Genomic DNA, 17,356 nt, shown 5'->3' with positions numbered 1-17,356 from the left:
GAAATTTCAAGTTTTATAGCTTGTTCAGTAAATATAAAGACCGTGCTAGTTACCTGAAATATTTAAATTTTTATATCTATCGAGGTATCTTCATCAGTCGCTTACATGCAACAAGAATTATTTTTGGTATAATAATTCGCCAATAAAATAACTTATAAGATCCTGTCCGTAAGCGAGCTTTCGGGTATTGGGCGTAATTGAGGAGTGTTAATGTCACAAGAAAATATCGTTTGGGATCTTTCTCTTATCCAAAAGTATAACTATTCAGGGCCGCGATATACGTCATACCCGACCGCCTTAGAATTTAATCAAGACTATGATGAGAATGCATTTATCGCAGCAACGCAGCGCTATCCTGAAAATCCATTATCACTCTATGTGCATATTCCTTTTTGCCATAAGCTCTGCTATTTCTGTGGTTGCAATAAGCTGGTTACGCGCCAAAAACATAAAGCCGATGAATATTTGCAGGTTATTGAGAAAGAAATTATCCAGCGTGCTGCCTTATTAAGAAATCGTACAGTGACACAAATGCATTGGGGTGGCGGTACACCAACTTATCTCGATAAAACGCAAGTTAGCCACTTAGTTTCTCTATTGAAAGGTCACTTTCATTTTGCGGATGATGTTGAGATGTCCATTGAGATAGACCCTCGTGAAATTGAGCTTGATATGATTGATCACTTGCGCAGCGAAGGGTTTAACCGCTTGAGCATGGGCGTTCAAGATTTCAATAAAGAAGTACAAGTGTTAGTCAATCGTGAGCAAGATGAAGATTTTATTTTTGCACTTATTAATCGTGCGAAACAAATAGGCTTTACATCAACTAGTATTGACCTTATTTATGGCTTACCAAAGCAAACGCCAGAAAGTTTTGCTTTTACGTTGAAGAAAGTGATCGAATTGTCACCAGATCGTTTAAGTGTATTTAATTATGCTCACTTGCCTAATTTGTTTGCTGCGCAACGTAAAATTAAGGATGAAGACCTACCTAATGCAGAGCAAAAGCTTGATATTTTACAGGAAACTATCACAACGCTAACTCGTGAAGGTTATCAATTTATTGGTATGGATCACTTTGCTAAACCACAAGACGAGTTGGCTATTGCTCAACGAGAGGGGGTTTTGCATCGTAATTTCCAAGGTTATACCACGCAAGGGAATTGTGACCTCTTGGGACTTGGCGTGTCGGCGATCAGCATGTTAGGTGATAGCTATGCTCAAAACCAAAAAGATTTAAAAACCTATTATGCGCAAGTGGAAGATCAAGGCCATGCCTTATGGCGCGGCTTAGCATTAACAAATGATGATTGCTTGCGCCGTGATGTAATCAAAACGCTGATTTGTAACTTCCAGTTAAATTTTGCACAAATCGAAGCGCTATATCCAATCGACTTTAAAACTTACTTCGCTGAAGATTTAGAATTACTTAAACCAATGTTAGAAGATGGATTAGTCGAAGTTACAGAAAAAGAGATTAAAGTCACACCGCAAGGGCGCTTGCTGATCCGTAATATTTGTATGTGTTTTGATGTTTATTTGCGTAATCAAATGCGCCAACGTCAATTTTCTCGCGTCATTTAAATTGATAATGGCTCTGTAATTAATACCGGAGCCACTAATCATCATTAACGATCTATTTTTTCGAGTAACTGATAAGTGGCAGTGACGCGCTGTGGTATTGGATACCATTTATTTGCCAATATCACGATGGCAATTTTCTCTTCAGGGATAAATACGGCATAAGATGCAAAGCCGTTAGTAGAACCCGTTTTATTATATAAGGCACGTGTTTCAGGCGGTAAAGGTGGTTGTATTAACTCCACTTTTTGTGGCTGCAATGCCATATCATCACGGTTCCCTTGCAATAATTGAGGAAGGGATACTGGCCATGGATAGCTTTCCCACATCATCGCTTGAATATAGGAATCGGTTAAATAGATGCCCGTATGGGTATCTTCAACCGCTTCCTGCCAAGATTTGGCGACTTTGGTCATCTGCATATTAATTTCTAAATAGCGGATTAAGTCTTTAGCATTCGATTTCAACCCATAAGCTTCCGCATCTAAAATGTCTGGCGTCACTCTAACGGGTTGGTTCTGCTTATTATAACCTTGAGCATAATATTCTTCTTGGTTTTTCGGGACATGAATATAGGTATGTTTCAGACCCAATGAAGGTAGCATTAGCTTCTCCATCGCTTGAGAAAAAGGCATATTGAGTTGTTTTGCTGCCACGATACCCAGTAGTCCGGTACCTAGATTGGAATAGGAACGATATTGGCCAATCGTTTTTTCTGGGATCCAATGGTGAAAATAGTCCATTAATTGAGTGCTGGTTACTACGCCTTTAGGTACAAATAATGATAGTCCTGAAGTATGAGTTGCTAGATTCATAATACTAATATGATCAAAAGCGCTATCTTTTAATTCAGGTAAATAGTCACTGACTTTCTTTGCAAAATCCAGTTTACCTTGAGTTTGGGCATAGGCAGCAAGAGTTGCCGTGAACGTTTTTGATAACGAGCCTATCTCATACAATGTTCTGTCGGTAATCGGCACTTTGGTTTGTGTCGACTGAATACCATAGTGGTAAATTTCTTGTTTACCATCAATTGAAATAGCCACAGACATACCCGGAATCTGTTCTTGCTTCATCAAAGGTCTAATGATTCCATCGACTTCCTTTTGTGTCAGTGCAGAGGCCGAAATTGATGTAAATGCTAAACCCAAGGCGATAAAAAGCTGCCCCTGACGAAAAAAATTTTTCATAGAGTATCCATTAAAGTAAAAGTTTTAGTTATTGCTGATGAAATTCAGGTATGCTGTTTTACCGATTTTAAATAGGTCTCAGAATCGATTATTTCTATATGGAATCATTCTGAGGAAAGAGTATGCCTATTTTATTTTTTTATTTGAAACGATATAAAATTCGATGAGGTAAAAGAAAAACTTATGTCAGGGAATTATCGTTACCGCCTTCCTCTAAATGCGTTACGTGCGTTTGAAGCCTCCGCTAGACATCTGAGTTTTACACGCGCAGGTCTTGAATTGAATGTTACTCAAGCCGCCGTTAGCCAGCAGGTGCGTTTACTTGAAGATCAACTTGGATTGGTATTATTTACTCGACTTCCTAGAGGATTAGCGCTAACAGATGAAGGGCTTGCATTGCTTCCTGTATTAAGTCGTTCATTCGACCAAATAGAGTCATTGCTTCAACAATTTGAAGATGGTCATTATCATGAAGTTTTGAGTATCTCTGTTGTCGGAACCTTTGCGGTAGGCTGGTTACTACCGCGTTTATCTGTTTTTGCTGAGCTTTATCCCTATATTGACTTACGTATTATGACCCATAATAACGTAGTCAATTTAGCGGCTGAAGGTGTTGATTTTGCGATCCGTTTTGGGGATGGGATGTGGTCACTAACGGATAATACGGCATTATTTTTAGCAGCGCACTCGGTACTCTGTTCAGAAAAAGTAGCTAACCAACTTATCGATCCGATAGATTTAAAAGAGCAATGTTTAATGCGCTCTTATCGTAAGGATGAATGGGAAAAATGGCAAATTGCAGCAAAACTAGATCCGTGGAGAGTGAAAGGTCCAGTATTTGATTCCTCACGTCTGATGGTGGAAGCTGCACTATTAACGGATGGTGTGGCGCTTGCGCCAAGTTGTATGTTTGAGCATGAGCTTAGCGCAGGTATATTAGTAAAACCCTTCGATATTAGTGTAACTCTTGGGGGTTATTGGCTTAGCCGTTTAAAATCTCGTCCAATAACTCCAGCTATGGCAACGTTCCATAATTGGTTACTCACCGAGGTTAAATCACAAGGATAGGTACTGATGCAATACAGCATCAATACCTATAATAATCTTATTCTGGGGAATATATTTGTTAACCATTAAATAATTGTTTCAGCTTGATAATAGGTTTTTGATTTATTGATTTGAATGTTATTTTCATTAGTTAATATGGATTCAGAAAAAAAATAATCAGGTTTTATATCAAATATCTGAGTTAGATAATAGATCGTTTCAACATGAATATTAACGTCCCCATTTTCATAGCGAGATTGGTGTTGTTGGCTAATTCCTAAAAGAAGACTCAGTTCTTTACCTGTCATTCCATGTCTTTCCCGCAATATTCGTATTTTTAAACCAACAGTTTTAGATATATTTTTATGCATGTTATTGAACCTCATTATAATTATTTCATATAACTAATGACGATTACTGAGACGTAATTCAAAAATCATCATTTAATAACATCAATATTATTAATTTCATCAATTTCAATTTCATTTAATATAAAAAACTCACTGAGATTAATATTAAAATAATCAGCATATAAACTTAGCCTATGTAAGTTTATTCTATTAATACCTCTTTCGTATCTTGACTGTTGTTGTTCACTTACTCCGGTAACTTTAGCGAGTTCGGTTAATGATATTCCCTTCATTTTTCGATAGTAGGTGATTTTTTTTCCTATTATCTTCGAAATAGGATAATAATTAGGCATAGTATATTCCCCTTGATAGAGAAAAATAAAATTAATCTCCCTCTTTCATTAGAGACTTAATTTTTCTCTAAATAAAAATTAATTGTAAAGTAATGTAAACTCAACATGACTTCTAAATGTTCCTACACTCATTCCGTTACCATAACCGACAATTCTTGCAGAAAGTGGAATTTCGACACTACGACTGTTATTATCTACAGCTACTATTATTTTTGTACCATTTTTTATCAATGTTTTATTTAATGTATTGACTAAATTCAATGCGGAATTTTTTGATGTACCCGTATTGATAAAATAGTCACCATTGATTAAATCACTAGTACCAGTAATCGTCATAATTACTTGTGTTGTTTTTGTGGGACAGTTTTTAAATTTAATCGAAAAATCGACCCAAGGTGAAACTTGGCTATCTCTAATATTCCATGCATTGACCTTTTTTAAATCAATAGAGTAATTATTTCTTTCAATTTCACATGGCATCGCAGCAACATAACCTGAAACATTAATATTAACTGCATCGGCTGATGTAAATGCAGAGTAAATTAACAGTGAAAATAAAATGGTAATGTGTTTCATAATATCGCCTTTATAGATAAGTAATAGTTGCTGTAATATTGGCTGATATTGACCCTGGGATCGCATTACCTGAAACGGAAAAAGCACGCGTTCGTAAAGGGATGGTTGCCTCTTGATTGGTGACACTTGCGGTCAATATTTTTTGATTACCTAAAGGAATCGATCCATCCCCATTTTGTAGTTGTACAGCTATATTCGTTGCCGTACCTTGATTTTTATAGAGGCTATCTAGATCACCTGTATCAGCTGCGCCACTGAAAGTTAACTTAACCTGATTAATTGATGATGAGCAGTTAGTTAAATTAATATTAAAATCATGCCACTCAGATCCACTTTGGGGAGTATTAAATAAATCAACAGGAATACGTTCTAAATCAATATTAATATTATTCCCGCCCGTAATATTACAGCTAGCAGCTTTAATATTACCAGAGAAATCTAAAGTAATATTTGTTTCTGCCTTTGATGTTAAAGGTATCAATGAAATATGTATTAATAATAAACTAATAAGTGGCTTTTTCATTTTAAACTCCTATTCATAACGCACATTAACTGTTGCGGTCGCATTGGCAGAACCTGGAGTAATAGTGTTTGCAGTTTTAATATAACGAGCCTTCCAACCAAAAATATAATCACCCGCAGGTGTATTATTTACGATAGTATTTTTAGTATTTAAAGGGATTGGTGTGTTATTTTTATCTACAAGTTGAATTGCGATACCTGTTGCTTTATTTGTCCCTGATAAAGCGAGTTGCCCTTGAGCTGCATTAATATAACCAGAAGTACTAGTAATTGTTGCTTTAATGTTAGTTCCTGCTAAACAACTAAGTGTAATCGGAATGTCGACATTAGTGCTTATATCACCAATATTTTTAAATTGAGTATCATACCAATCACCCATATTAATTTTTATATTTTCATTTTTGATTGAACAATTAACAACATTAATTTTAATTGCATTAGCTGGAATGTTCAAAGTTGCTAAATTCCATGTTGAGTTACTCGGTATAGTATTAGTTTGAGTAAGCCTAGCAACAGTGCCTGAATTTAGCGTCCCTGATTGTGTGACTGCTCCCGTTTTTTTAATGACTACAGTCCAATTCGTACCATTAACCGTCCAGCTATTTGCTGCTGGGCCAAAGCTAGTATTGAAATCACCGATACCAGCTGTTTGAATGGTGATGCCAATTCCTGAAATATTGGTTTTAGCAATTTTATTCGTATCTGGTATCCAGCCATTTAAATAATCTCCTCTTAGGTAGGAGCTACCACAGGTACTATTTCCAGTGCTATGTGAAGTTAGGGATCCAGGGCCATAGGATACAGTGATAGTATCCAAATTTTTTACTGAAACATCATCATATTGGATAGTGTATGTTCTTGATGGGAGACTTGACTGTATATTATTAAAGCTTGGATTTTGAACACAAGCCGCATTAATATATCCTGAATATAAAAATAGGCATCCCGTTATCGCCGCTAATTTATAAATTATTTTGTTCATCATATTTATCTCGATTATTGGCAAACAGCCCTCGTTTTATACAAACCTAAATAATTAGGTAACCCTGCTAAATTATAATTTACATGACATTGCTGTTTATCGTTATATTGAATAATAAAGCGGCCATTTTCAGCTAAACCTGATAAATAAATCTCTCCATCATTACCTACCATGGCATTCAACTTATTGTTATCATCAAAAATAGTTTGCGCACCAAAAGGAATCGGTTTGCCATCAGCAAACGTCACAACCATGAATGCACGATAACCGACATTGGCAACAAAACTGGCTTTAGCAAGAGCACCACGACTTGGCGCGACTGTTTGACTGGTCAACTCCATTTCCGTATTTTCAGGTAGTGCTGAGGTATCAATATCAATGGTATTTTTGCGATAAGCAGTAATATAGGGTACTAAAGCGTAGCCTTGGTTATTGGTAATGATTCCTGCTTGATTTGAGATAGGTACACCACTTGCATCCGGAATCTCGACGAGTGCAGCGGTCTCCCCCAGTTGTTGGCCTAATACAATACCGCCGGAATGTATGACTAAGCTACCGTTAGTGCCATAATAAACATTATTGTTATTTTTATTGTAGCTTGTACCACCTGACACCTCGCCATACTGTCCTTTATAGGAAGCATTAAGATTACCTGATGCGCCTTGCCCTCTATTAGTATAGCCCTGCTGTATACCCCAATTTAAACGATTATTGAGTTGTGAAGCGGATACACCAATATTACCGGAGCTATCGCCTTGGCTACTGTTACTGCTATTCATATTGATATAGGCAGTATCCTCAAACAGAGCAAATGGAATGCTAATTGAAAATGCAAACAGATGGTTATCATCATTTTTATTTTGAGGGCTGGAAATGTAAGAGTAACTATGAGTATTTTTGTTATAAGTGTAATTCAGACTATAACTAACTCCCTGCCAGCTATTATTATAACCAAGTGTTGCAGATTGGGTTTTGCGATTGCTATTCCAATAGTCTTCACTAACATAGCCAGCAGAAACCGAACCATAAGTAGTTCCTAAATTTTGGTTTAGTGTGATTTCACCACGATTACGACGTCGCTCAATTTCTGGTATATAGTTAGTATCACGGTAACTATCAAATACTTCCGATAAACTATAAAAATCATTAGTCGAGTAGCGATAACCCGCTAAGGCGATATTCGTACCAATATCATTGAGATTTTTGTTATAGCGAAAGCGATATGATTGCCCATGATATTTTTTATTATCACTGAGTGTGGAATTGGCTTGTGTGATATCCACTGAAATAGCGCCGATTTGTCCTAGGTTTTGTCCCGCGCCTATAGAATACGACTGGTAGTTTTCGCTAAATTGGCTTCCGCCATATGCCGTAAGCCCGTAAGGTAATCCGTAGATTAAGGTGAATTGCCCAAATTTGGTTTTATCAACATGGCTATCGTAAGAACGATATTGCCCACCAGTTACACTATAAGAGACATAACCTTCCCGCTGTAATACGGGTAAAGAAGCAAAAGGAACAATTTGTGATTGTTCACCACCATTAGACTCTTTAATCGTGACATATAGGTCACCGCTACTGCCAGTTGGGTATAGATCAGAAATTTCAAAGGGACCTGCGGCAATATCGGTTTGATAAATAATATAACCGTTTTGCCTAATAGTAATTTGTGCGTTACTACGCGCAATGCCACGAACAACAGGAGCGTAACCACGTAGACTTTCAGGGTACATATCATCATCTGTAGCCATTTGAGCGCCACGAAATGGCACACTATCAAATACTAATGATGGTGTAATTTTATCACCTAGAGTTACTTGGCTTTTTAGACTATTAATATTGCGTGAGGCGTAGGTATAGACCGTATTCCATTTATTTGATTCTCCATCTCTGCTTGACCACGTGGTGTAATTGCGTAGCCGCCAAGCGCCAATATTAAAACCTGGTCGTAAGTTAACATAATTAGACGAACTATTTGACCCATCACCTTTGCGGTCATAGGTTTTAGATCCACTGTAGCTATAATTCAGTAATAATGCATTAACACCATTATCAATATCTGCTAAATCAACATAACCACGTGGATTTTTATCGAGCGCAATTTGAGGGATATTTAAATACAGACGCTGTGAGTGAAATTCGAACTCGCTTTTTGCTTCAGGAATCGCGGATAAATTAACACACTGATCATTTCCATCTTGTAGCGCAGGGTAATCCGCGGTTTTAATACCAAACTCTTTGAGGTCAGCAATAGATAAACAAGGTAATAGAGAGCTATGGCTATTTTTTTTAAAATTTAAATTTTTAGCACCAATTAAATTACTATTCACATAAATATCAACATAGTAACGACCCGCTGATTGTTCATTATTCTCGAACTGTGATAAATCAATAGATTCTTTGTTCGGTAATTCAAGAAAGTCAGGGTCAAAATAAGTTTCTTTTTCCGCGTGTAAAGCGTTGATATAGCCTAAGGATAAAAATAGGCCTATGCATATTTTATTTATTTTCATGTGAAGACCTAAAATTATAATAATTTATATTTTTACTTCAGATGTGATATCCGCAGAACCATAATCATTAATAATTTCCCATTTAATAACGCCATGTGCTGATGAATCATTAATTTTAAATGAGGTCGATTGAAAAGGTGCTACATATGAAATATCATCTGCCTTCTTGCTATTAAAAGAAATACTTTGAAAATTTATATAATACGGTGTTGGGTTTTTGACAATAACGTCATTGCCATTTCTTGACCATACTAGTTTCTTTTGCTCTTCAGCGAAGTTGACATTTTTAATCGATGCAGGGCGATAAATTAACTTCATTTGAGTTTTAAAAGCGATTTGCAATGAATTTTCAGTTCTTTCAGTTGCAGGTATTGTTTTAATATTTAACCAAAATAGAGACTCTTGATTGTTCGGTAATTTATTTTCTGTTAAAAATATTCTTAATGCATTAGTTTTTTCTTGATTCAACCTGAATAGAGGCGGTGTGATAGTAAAGTCCGATTGCTTACCACCTTGTGCATCCTCTATCCAAGATTGAATTAAATAAGGGATTTTATCTGGATTTTGTACACTAATACTGACATCTTTATTACCTTCAAGGTAAATAACGCGAGTGCCACCAATTATCACACCAGCATAGGCTGTATTAATGGTTATTATTGTTGAAATAAAAAAACAAATAAAAAATCTCATATTTTCACCATTGAATTAAGGATATAAGGCTTAAGTCCTTTTAGGCCTTAAGTAACTGTCATATTTCAATTTATATTTAATGAATTTAATGAATTTAGATAATTAGATAATTAGATTATAGAGTTATCTAGGTTATCCAGTTCATTTTACTTAGTGCTTAGATACGCTTATAATTATTTTAGGTGTATCAAATTAATTATAGTTAATTGTAAATGTTGCGTTAGCGTTTGCTGGGCCAACAGTAACTGCATCTGTTTTAGCGATATAACGAGCTCTAAAATCTAAGCTGTTTTCGACACTTTGTTTTAATGCATATGCTTTAGATGGTGTGAATAATGGAACAACCGTATTTGTGTCATCTGTAATTTGAATACCAACACCTGTTGCGACATCAGTTTCATCTTTCAGTGCAATAACTTCATCATCACCTGCATAAGAATCAGCATCAAATTGGACTTTTGCACTGATAGCCGTTGCAGGGCAATTAATCAGCTTAATAGTGAATTTTGTTGCAGCAGCAGTAGCACCTGTAGCTGGCAATGCTGTTTTAGATACTTTGCCTAGAATTACTTTTAATGCATTAGCACCCGTTGCGAATTCACAAGCTTGATCAGTAATTTCACCTGTAAATTCAATAGTACCATCAGCTGCCAATGCATTATTAACTGCAAAAATAGATGTTGCAGCAATTAATGATGCAAGTAGTTTTTTTTTCATTTAATTTCTCCGAAAAGAATATTTATATTTTAATTGGGTTAATTAGAGTTGTTACATATCTACTCTAGTCGAGGGTATTTTGTTACTATTTCACTCAATAAACAAGTTTGTGTTTTTTTAGATTAATCTATTGCTTTTTATTTTTCAGTAGTTTTAAAAATCAAAAAACACATTATCCGTTAGGTTTCTTTTGCTTTAAATTTAAGGGTGAAGATAATTAACAATTTGTAATATATTTAATAAATATAAATAAAAGTTATATTCTTTATATTTATTAATATTACGTGATTGGGCTTATAGCTAACTCATAATGTGTATGGTTTTGTTTTTTGTTTTTTTTGTTTTTTTATAAGAGGGGTGAGGTATTCATAGTTTGACTTATTATGACTTTCTCTTTAAGAGGGGTGTTTATTATAAAGACAAAAATAAAGTTACATGTTTTATTATGATAGTCGTTTAAGGTTAATTTAAGAAATGAAACCTGAGTTATCTGTAGTGATTAAAATAGTTTGTTCATAAAATGAAAATAAGATGTAATCGAGTGATAGATATTCCCTTCAGATAGAATTAACATGTTGTAAATGATAAAAAATAGGTTAATTAAAAATAGCAGTCTTGAAGTTGCCAAGTTAATCATTTTCATCTAAAAAAGAATAAACAAGCTGATAGGGAGAGATACTCCCTATCTTTTTTTACTCGATACCCAATTCTTTTAACTTGCGTGTGAGTGTATTTCGTCCCCAGCCTAATAAACGAGCTGCCTCTTGTTTATGCCCATTGGTATATTTCAAAGCACAGTTGAGCATGGTGTATTCCATCAATGGTATTGTTTGAGCGAGCAAATTTTCTTTACCATCAGCCAATGCGTTTTCAGTCCAATGCTCAAGTAATTCAAACCAAGGAATATTATTATTCTGCGTGTGGTTACGTGCAATAGGTTCAATTGCAATGTCATCTTGTTGATCATTACCGAGAAGATCTTCCGGTAAATCTTGAGGTAAGATCTCTTGGCTAGCGGCCATAACGGTTAACCAGCGGCAAACGTTTTCAAGCTGCCTGACGTTACCTGACCAATGGTAGTGCTGTAAAATACGTTCACTATCAGGGTGGAGTATTTTGCTATCAACACCGAGTTCTTTTGCTGTATTTTGCAAAAAAAAGTGTGCAAGGCGAGGGATATCCTCAATTCTTTCTCTTAGTGGTGGGAGCTGAACACGGATAACATTTAAACGATGGAACAAATCTTCACGAAACAAGCCTTCTTTAACGCGTTTTTCGAGATGCTGGTGAGTTGCGGCAATGATACGGACATCAACTTTAACCGGTGTATAACCACCAATACGGTAAAATTGTCCTTCAGCCAATACTCTTAATAGACGTGTTTGAATATCGAGAGGCATGTCGCCAATCTCATCTAAAAAGAGCGAACCTCCATTGGCTTGCTCGAAACGGCCTTGTCTGACTTGAGTTGCGCCTGTAAAAGCCCCTTTTTCATGCCCAAATAACTCTGATTCAATCAAATCTTTGGGGATAGCAGCCATGTTTAACGCAATAAAAGGCTGACTAGCGCGAGGGCTATGTTGATGCAATGCATGTGCAACCAGTTCTTTACCTGTCCCTGATTCACCATTAATTAGCACACTAATAGATGAGCGTGAAAGGCGGCCAATAATACGGTAGACCTCTTGCATCGCAGGCGCTTCGCCGATCATGGTTGAAGATACGCTATCAACTTTTTGTTTTGGGTCGCGCTCAATATGGTTTTGCTCGCGGCTGTGACTTAATGCTCGTTCGACTAATGCCACTGTTTCATCAATATCAAAAGGCTTAGGCAGATAATCAAAAGCTCCAGATTGATAGGCATTCACCGCGGCATCAAGATCGGAATGAGCAGTCATAATAATGATAGGTAGCAATGGATGAGATTGTTTTAGCTGATTGAGAAGTGCTAAACCATCAATACCGGGCATGCGAATATCTGATAACAGTACATCAGGGAGATCATTTTCTAGTGCTTTAAGAACAGCATCAGCACTATTAAAACAAGTGCAATTAAAAGAGGCGTTATTTAAGGCTCGCTCAAGTACCCAACGAATAGAACTATCATCATCAACAACCCAAATTTTTCCCTGTTGCATTGTTATCTCCTATTTTTTTATTGGCAGATAAATAGAAAACTCGGTATGACCCGGCCAGCTAGTAAATTCAATTTTACCTGCATGCTGGTCAACTAAACTGTGAACAATAGATAACCCTAAACCTGTTCCACCTAAACGACCACTCACCATGGGATAGAATAGAGTATCTTGTATTGCAAGAGGAATGCCCGGGCCATTATCTTCAATATCGATTCGAGCTGCTAATCGATAACGTTCACCGTGAAGCATGACTTGGAACGCGGTGCGAGTACGTAAAGTAATCATACCGCCTGTATCTGAAAGAGCCTGTAATGCATTACGGATAATGTTCAGTAGTACTTGTTCGATTTGGTCTGGATAGTATTCAAGATCAGGTAAGCTTGGATCATAATCTCGAACTAATGTGACATTGTCCGGTTTCTCTAATGAGACTAATCGCACAATATTTTCTGCGCTATGATGAATACTTTGCTGCGTTTTAGGACCTGGGTATTGGGGTCCAAGTAATCTATCAACCAATGCTCTGAGCCTATCTGCCTGTTCAATAATAACTTGTGTATATTCATTTAATTGAGGGTCAGGCAATGCTTTTGAGAGCAACTGTGCTGCACCTCTTAATCCACCTAATGGGTTTTTAATTTCATGTGCGAGGCCTCGAATAAGCTCTCTTGCTGCTAATTGTTGCGCGTTTTGTGCTTGCTCTTGGCTGAGCCGACGTTGACTATCGAGCTGAGAGAGCTCTAGCAAAATAAATTGTGCTGAAAAAGGTTGGGCACTGAGTGACATCACATGTGAGTGATTGCTAAATACGAAAGTGACTTCGTTATCAGTAAAGCTATGGCCCTCTTTTAAGCTATTTAGCATTAGCTCATCATTTAAAGAGCAATAGCTACAGAGAACAGGCAATGGTGTGCCATAGATTTTGCGTTGGCTCTGAGCGAGTATTTCTAAGGCGGAGTGGTTGGCATAGTGAATAACAAGGTCATAATCAACTATCAATACACTATTTAATAGTGAATCAAGAATATGTTCTGGTGCTGGCAAATGTTCGGTTTTCATGTAATTTCGCTCCTGCACTATTTTGGTGCATTATACTTGATCTACCCAACAAAGCTGCATTTGAATAAACTACATCGACTTTGAGTATGCCACCGAAAAGGTTTAGAGATAAAAGGCCCCATCAGAGATGGGGCAAATGTTTCACGGCAACAAAGACTAACAGTGGAACGGCGTGTTACACACTGTAGTACATTTCAAATTCTAATGGATGCGGTGTCATGCGAACGCGTTGAATGTCGCTACGCAGCAATTCGATATAAGCATCGATAGCATCGTTAGTGAAGACACCACCACGTGTTAAGAACTCACGATTGTTATCTAGCTCAGCCAATGCCTCTTCTAAAGAGCCAGCAACTGTTGGGATTTCTTTCGCTTCTTCCGGTGGTAGGTCATACAGGTTTTTATCCATGGCATCACCAGGATGGATCTTATTAATGATGCCATCAAGACCCGCCATTAACTGTGCTGCAAACGCTAAATATGGATTAGCTGCTGGGTCTGGGAAACGGACTTCAATACGACGCGCTTTAGTACTCGCTACAACTGGAATACGGATTGATGCAGAGCGGTTACGCGCTGAGTAAGCCAACATAACAGGTGCTTCGTATCCTGGAACCAAACGCTTGTATGAGTTGGTTGTTGGGTTAGTAAAAGCATTCAATGCACGAGCGTGTTTGATGATCCCACCAATGTAGTAGAGAGCCATTTCAGATAGGCCGCCGTATTTGTCACCTGCAAACAGGTTGATACCGTCTTTTGAAAGTGACATATGGCAATGCATACCAGAACCGTTATCACCAACTAATGGTTTCGGCATAAAGGTTGCAGTTTTACCATAAGCATGTGCAACGTTATGCACGACATATTTATAAATTTGAGTCTCATCTGCTTTTTTGGTCATGGTATTAAAGCGACATGCAACTTCGTTTTGACCCGCAGTAGCAACTTCATGGTGGTGAGCTTCAACAACCAGCCCCATATCTTCCATGGTAGTACACATTGCAGAACGTAAATCTTGTGATGAATCGACAGGTGGAACAGGGAAGTAACCGCCTTTCACACCCGGACGATGGCCTTTATTGCCACCTTCATATTTGGTCCCTGTGTTCCATGCGGCTTCAATATCATCAATGTGATAATAGCTGCTGTGCATGCTGTTACCAAAACGGATATCATCAAAAATAAAGAATTCAGGTTCTGGTCCAAACAGGACGGTGTCAGCAATACCACTGGCACGGAGGAAATCTTCTGCGCGTTGAGAAATAGAACGAGGGTCACGATCGTAGCCTTGCATCGTACCTGGCTCAAGAATATCACAACGAATAATCAGCGTTGGATCTGCGAAGAATGGGTCTAGCAGCGCTGTTGATGTATCAGGCATCAATACCATGTCTGATTCGTTAATACCTTTCCAGCCACCGATAGATGAACCATCAAACATTTTGCCTTCTTCAAAGAAGTCTTCGTTGACTTGGTGAGCAGGGATAGTGATGTGTTGCTCTTTACCTTTGGTATCAGTAAAACGCATGTCGATAAATTTGATTTTGTGCTCTTCTATCAGCGATAAAACATGTTCTGCAGACATTATCGGCTCTCCTGGTCGGGTAGGGTCAGCAAAATAACAACATATGGTTGCTTTGCTTTTTGCAATTGTTAGTTGAAGTTCAGAATTCGTTTTTCAACGTATCACTTCTAATAATTAAGTATAAGCGAAAACTGTGCCAACTTTTCAAAATAGAGTAAATACTGGCTGTTGCGATGTAATGACGAATTAATAGAGGGCGAAGTTACTTCTTTTGCACCAAAGTTGGGCGACTTATAAAGAATGATGCACCATAATGGTGCTGATTTGTATTGGTATCGGCTTTCATATATATCGAAATAATTTAATTATACCTAGTTATCATTTTAATCTGGTGCTAATTATTTTGCCTATGGAGATATATTGTTACAAATTTATTATTTTGAGTAGAAGTTAATCGGATAGAATTATATTTTTAAAATGGAGAATAAAAAATGCAGGAAGATAATAAAACTGAATATAGATTCAACGCCTTTCATTTAATTTCTTGGATAGCGGTTGTGGGTGGTGTGGTTGTGTATCTTTTAGGGTTATGGCGCTCCGAGATGCAATTGAATGAAAAAGGTTATTACTTTGCGGTGCTTATTTTAGGCCTTTTCTCGGCAATATCGATTCAAAAAACGGTTAGAGATAAGGAAGAAGGGCTCCCGACAACCCAGTCATACTATATTGCTTGTGGGCTAGCATTTTTTATTTCTATTGCATTAATGGCTATTGGATTGTATCACGCGGATTTATTGCCAAGCGAAAAAGGGTTCTATGGTATTGCTTTCTTTTTATGTTTATTTGGCTCAATTTCAATTCAGAAAAATATTCGTGACATGTCACAAATTGCACCAATTTCGACAATGCAGTCTAAACGATCTAAACCTCAAGTTTTAACTGAATCTCAAAAAGCGATTGAGTAAACAAATAAGGCCATGATAGTTGACATGGCCTTATGCTTAATTATTAATAATAAAAACAGAGGGTTGATTCGTTAATCATCAATATTATTGGTTAACAATGTATTTACTTGTTCAATTTGTTTTACTGCATCATTAATGATTTGTGCAATTTGGCGAGTTTGATCTTCATTTAATTGTTTTAAAACCATTTTATGACGTAATAACGCTTTGAATCGATGAACAGCCACTTCAATATCTTCTGCTAAATTGCCGCCATGTTGCATATCACGAGCTTTAGCTAATTTACGAAAAATAATGGCCTCAGTTTCTTGATTTTGCTGTAAATGCTCTACACCTTCTTGGGTGATTGTGAAGCTTTTACGATTACGCTCAATGACTTCAGATTCAAGGAAGCCTTGTTCTTCTAGTAGCGTCAATGTTGGGTAGATCACGCCAGGGCTCGGAACATAAAGACCGCTTGAGGCTTCCTGAATATCTTTGATTATTTCATAACCATAACTTGGTTTTTTAGCAACCAATGAGAGTACCATAATATGTAGATCACCATGGTCGAATAGACGACGTAAACCACGTCCTCGGCCTTTATGACGACTTTCACTATGTTCATGGTGACCTTTTCCGTGACGGTGATCTTCACCACGACCATGGCGACCTTCGCTGTGGCAACATTGGTGTCCATGCTCATCTTCGTGGCGTGAATGATAAACGTGACGACAGGAATGAATTCGCATATAATTCTCCTTCTTTAGATATATCGAATTAGCTTGAGTTTAATATATTCCGATATATCTAATTGGTCAATTTAGATATATCTAAATTGCAAAAAATGGTTAAAAAGTGGAAATTGCGAAAGAAAGTCTATTTTTTATTCTTTTTTTTGGCTGTTAACATTTAATATATAGCGTATTATCCTGTTACTTTGTGATTTCTCAGTACTGATACGGGTTATTTTCTGATATATTCTGCCATTGTTACGCAACTGAATGTTTTTTAGTTAAAAACTTTTTATACAGTGATGAGTTTCACATTTATTCCACTTGAGCGGAAAAACGTGTAAAATAACAGCAAATTAACGAAGAAAGTATGCACCCTGTTGATAAGCAGGTTCTATAAAGCATATTCCTTTCCTGTCAATTAAATGGTAA

The 17,356-nt window shown here is 37.0% G+C and carries 16 protein-coding genes; 3 read left to right on the top strand and 13 right to left on the bottom strand.

Annotated features, from left to right (window positions below; translation table 11 throughout):
• The first annotated feature begins 210 nt into the window (after window positions 1-210).
• A complete protein-coding gene (gene hemN / locus OOA_RS14760; RefSeq protein WP_008912960.1) occupies window positions 211-1,584 on the top strand; it encodes an oxygen-independent coproporphyrinogen III oxidase in 1,374 nt (457 codons plus the stop codon).
• A gap of 44 nt (window positions 1,585-1,628) precedes the next feature.
• Here hemN and ampC read toward each other — a convergent pair whose 3' ends face one another.
• On the bottom strand, window positions 1,629-2,771 hold the full coding sequence (ampC, locus tag OOA_RS14755; RefSeq protein ID WP_008912959.1) for a class C beta-lactamase: 1,143 nt from the start codon (window positions 2,769-2,771) through the stop codon (window positions 1,629-1,631).
• 183 nt (window positions 2,772-2,954) lie between these two features.
• Here ampC and OOA_RS14750 point away from each other — a divergent pair, with 183 nt between their 5' ends.
• Entirely contained in the window at window positions 2,955-3,839 is an 885-nt protein-coding gene (locus OOA_RS14750) for a LysR family transcriptional regulator (RefSeq protein WP_008912958.1), read from the top strand.
• Between the two features lie 65 nt (window positions 3,840-3,904).
• Here OOA_RS14750 and OOA_RS14745 read toward each other — a convergent pair whose 3' ends face one another.
• The 11 genes from OOA_RS14745 to glnA form a co-directional block, all read right to left on the bottom strand.
• The gene (locus tag OOA_RS14745) at window positions 3,905-4,189 is read right to left on the bottom strand and encodes a helix-turn-helix domain-containing protein (RefSeq protein ID WP_008912957.1); all 285 of its coding nucleotides are present in this window, start codon (window positions 4,187-4,189) and stop codon (window positions 3,905-3,907) included.
• A 68-nt stretch (window positions 4,190-4,257) separates the two neighbouring features.
• On the bottom strand, window positions 4,258-4,521 hold the full coding sequence (locus tag OOA_RS14740) for a helix-turn-helix domain-containing protein (protein ID WP_008912956.1): 264 nt from the start codon (window positions 4,519-4,521) through the stop codon (window positions 4,258-4,260).
• 78 nt (window positions 4,522-4,599) lie between these two features.
• Window positions 4,600-5,097, bottom strand: a complete 498-nt coding sequence (locus tag OOA_RS14735; protein WP_008912955.1) for a fimbrial protein — start codon at window positions 5,095-5,097, stop codon at window positions 4,600-4,602.
• A gap of 10 nt (window positions 5,098-5,107) precedes the next feature.
• On the bottom strand, window positions 5,108-5,620 hold the full coding sequence (locus OOA_RS14730) for a fimbrial protein (RefSeq protein ID WP_008912954.1): 513 nt from the start codon (window positions 5,618-5,620) through the stop codon (window positions 5,108-5,110).
• Between the two features lie 9 nt (window positions 5,621-5,629).
• On the bottom strand, window positions 5,630-6,601 hold the full coding sequence (locus OOA_RS14725) for a fimbrial protein (protein WP_040691720.1): 972 nt from the start codon (window positions 6,599-6,601) through the stop codon (window positions 5,630-5,632).
• 14 nt (window positions 6,602-6,615) lie between these two features.
• Window positions 6,616-9,114 carry a fimbria/pilus outer membrane usher protein gene (locus OOA_RS14720; RefSeq protein WP_008912952.1) on the bottom strand — a complete coding sequence of 833 codons (2,499 nt, stop codon included), beginning with the start codon at window positions 9,112-9,114 and terminating at the stop codon, window positions 6,616-6,618.
• Window positions 9,115-9,138: 24 nt separating this feature from the next.
• Window positions 9,139-9,807 carry a fimbrial biogenesis chaperone gene (locus OOA_RS14715; RefSeq protein WP_008912951.1) on the bottom strand — a complete coding sequence of 223 codons (669 nt, stop codon included), beginning with the start codon at window positions 9,805-9,807 and terminating at the stop codon, window positions 9,139-9,141.
• A 192-nt stretch (window positions 9,808-9,999) separates the two neighbouring features.
• Window positions 10,000-10,524, bottom strand: coding sequence for a fimbrial protein (locus OOA_RS14710; RefSeq protein ID WP_008912950.1), 525 nt, complete (start codon window positions 10,522-10,524; stop codon window positions 10,000-10,002).
• Between the two features lie 692 nt (window positions 10,525-11,216).
• Window positions 11,217-12,662, bottom strand: coding sequence for a nitrogen regulation protein NR(I) (gene glnG, locus OOA_RS14705; RefSeq protein WP_008912949.1), 1,446 nt, complete (start codon window positions 12,660-12,662; stop codon window positions 11,217-11,219).
• 9 nt (window positions 12,663-12,671) lie between these two features.
• Window positions 12,672-13,721 (bottom strand): nitrogen regulation protein NR(II), encoded by a 1,050-nt coding sequence (glnL, locus tag OOA_RS14700; RefSeq protein WP_008912948.1) that lies wholly within the window; start codon window positions 13,719-13,721, stop codon window positions 12,672-12,674.
• Window positions 13,722-13,896: 175 nt separating this feature from the next.
• Window positions 13,897-15,306: a glutamate--ammonia ligase gene (gene glnA / locus OOA_RS14695; RefSeq protein ID WP_008912947.1), complete on the bottom strand. Its 1,410-nt coding sequence runs from the start codon at window positions 15,304-15,306 to the stop codon at window positions 13,897-13,899.
• 431 nt (window positions 15,307-15,737) lie between these two features.
• On the opposite strand from glnA, the gene yiaA reads away from it, so the two are divergent.
• Complete coding sequence (gene yiaA / locus OOA_RS14690) at window positions 15,738-16,211, top strand: inner membrane protein YiaA (RefSeq protein WP_008912946.1); 474 nt, start codon at window positions 15,738-15,740, stop codon at window positions 16,209-16,211.
• 71 nt (window positions 16,212-16,282) lie between these two features.
• Here the strand turns inward: yiaA and OOA_RS14685 are convergent, their stop codons facing one another.
• Window positions 16,283-16,942 (bottom strand): PadR family transcriptional regulator, encoded by a 660-nt coding sequence (locus OOA_RS14685; protein WP_008912945.1) that lies wholly within the window; start codon window positions 16,940-16,942, stop codon window positions 16,283-16,285.
• Window positions 16,943-17,356 lie beyond the last annotated feature (414 nt).

This window comes from Providencia burhodogranariea DSM 19968 (assembly GCF_000314855.2).
Classification (GTDB): Bacteria; Pseudomonadota; Gammaproteobacteria; order Enterobacterales; family Enterobacteriaceae; genus Providencia; species Providencia burhodogranariea.
The sequence above is the reverse complement of the archived record's forward strand: the minus strand, read 5'-3'. Positions and strand labels throughout refer to the sequence as shown.

Coding starts and splice junctions, on each gene's coding strand:
- hemN (WP_008912960.1), top strand. CDS start 211: ATGTCACAAGAAAATATCGTTTGGGATCTTTCTCTTATCCAAAAGTAT.
- ampC (WP_008912959.1), bottom strand. CDS start 2,771: ATGAAAAATTTTTTTCGTCAGGGGCAGCTTTTTATCGCCTTGGGTTTA.
- OOA_RS14750 (WP_008912958.1), top strand. CDS start 2,955: ATGTCAGGGAATTATCGTTACCGCCTTCCTCTAAATGCGTTACGTGCG.
- OOA_RS14745 (WP_008912957.1), bottom strand. CDS start 4,189: ATGCATAAAAATATATCTAAAACTGTTGGTTTAAAAATACGAATATTG.
- OOA_RS14740 (WP_008912956.1), bottom strand. CDS start 4,521: ATGCCTAATTATTATCCTATTTCGAAGATAATAGGAAAAAAAATCACC.
- OOA_RS14735 (WP_008912955.1), bottom strand. CDS start 5,097: ATGAAACACATTACCATTTTATTTTCACTGTTAATTTACTCTGCATTT.
- OOA_RS14730 (WP_008912954.1), bottom strand. CDS start 5,620: ATGAAAAAGCCACTTATTAGTTTATTATTAATACATATTTCATTGATA.
- OOA_RS14725 (WP_040691720.1), bottom strand. CDS start 6,601: ATGAACAAAATAATTTATAAATTAGCGGCGATAACGGGATGCCTATTT.
- OOA_RS14720 (WP_008912952.1), bottom strand. CDS start 9,114: ATGAAAATAAATAAAATATGCATAGGCCTATTTTTATCCTTAGGCTAT.
- OOA_RS14715 (WP_008912951.1), bottom strand. CDS start 9,807: ATGAGATTTTTTATTTGTTTTTTTATTTCAACAATAATAACCATTAAT.
- OOA_RS14710 (WP_008912950.1), bottom strand. CDS start 10,524: ATGAAAAAAAAACTACTTGCATCATTAATTGCTGCAACATCTATTTTT.
- glnG (WP_008912949.1), bottom strand. CDS start 12,662: ATGCAACAGGGAAAAATTTGGGTTGTTGATGATGATAGTTCTATTCGT.
- glnL (WP_008912948.1), bottom strand. CDS start 13,721: ATGAAAACCGAACATTTGCCAGCACCAGAACATATTCTTGATTCACTA.
- glnA (WP_008912947.1), bottom strand. CDS start 15,306: ATGTCTGCAGAACATGTTTTATCGCTGATAGAAGAGCACAAAATCAAA.
- yiaA (WP_008912946.1), top strand. CDS start 15,738: ATGCAGGAAGATAATAAAACTGAATATAGATTCAACGCCTTTCATTTA.
- OOA_RS14685 (WP_008912945.1), bottom strand. CDS start 16,942: ATGCGAATTCATTCCTGTCGTCACGTTTATCATTCACGCCACGAAGAT.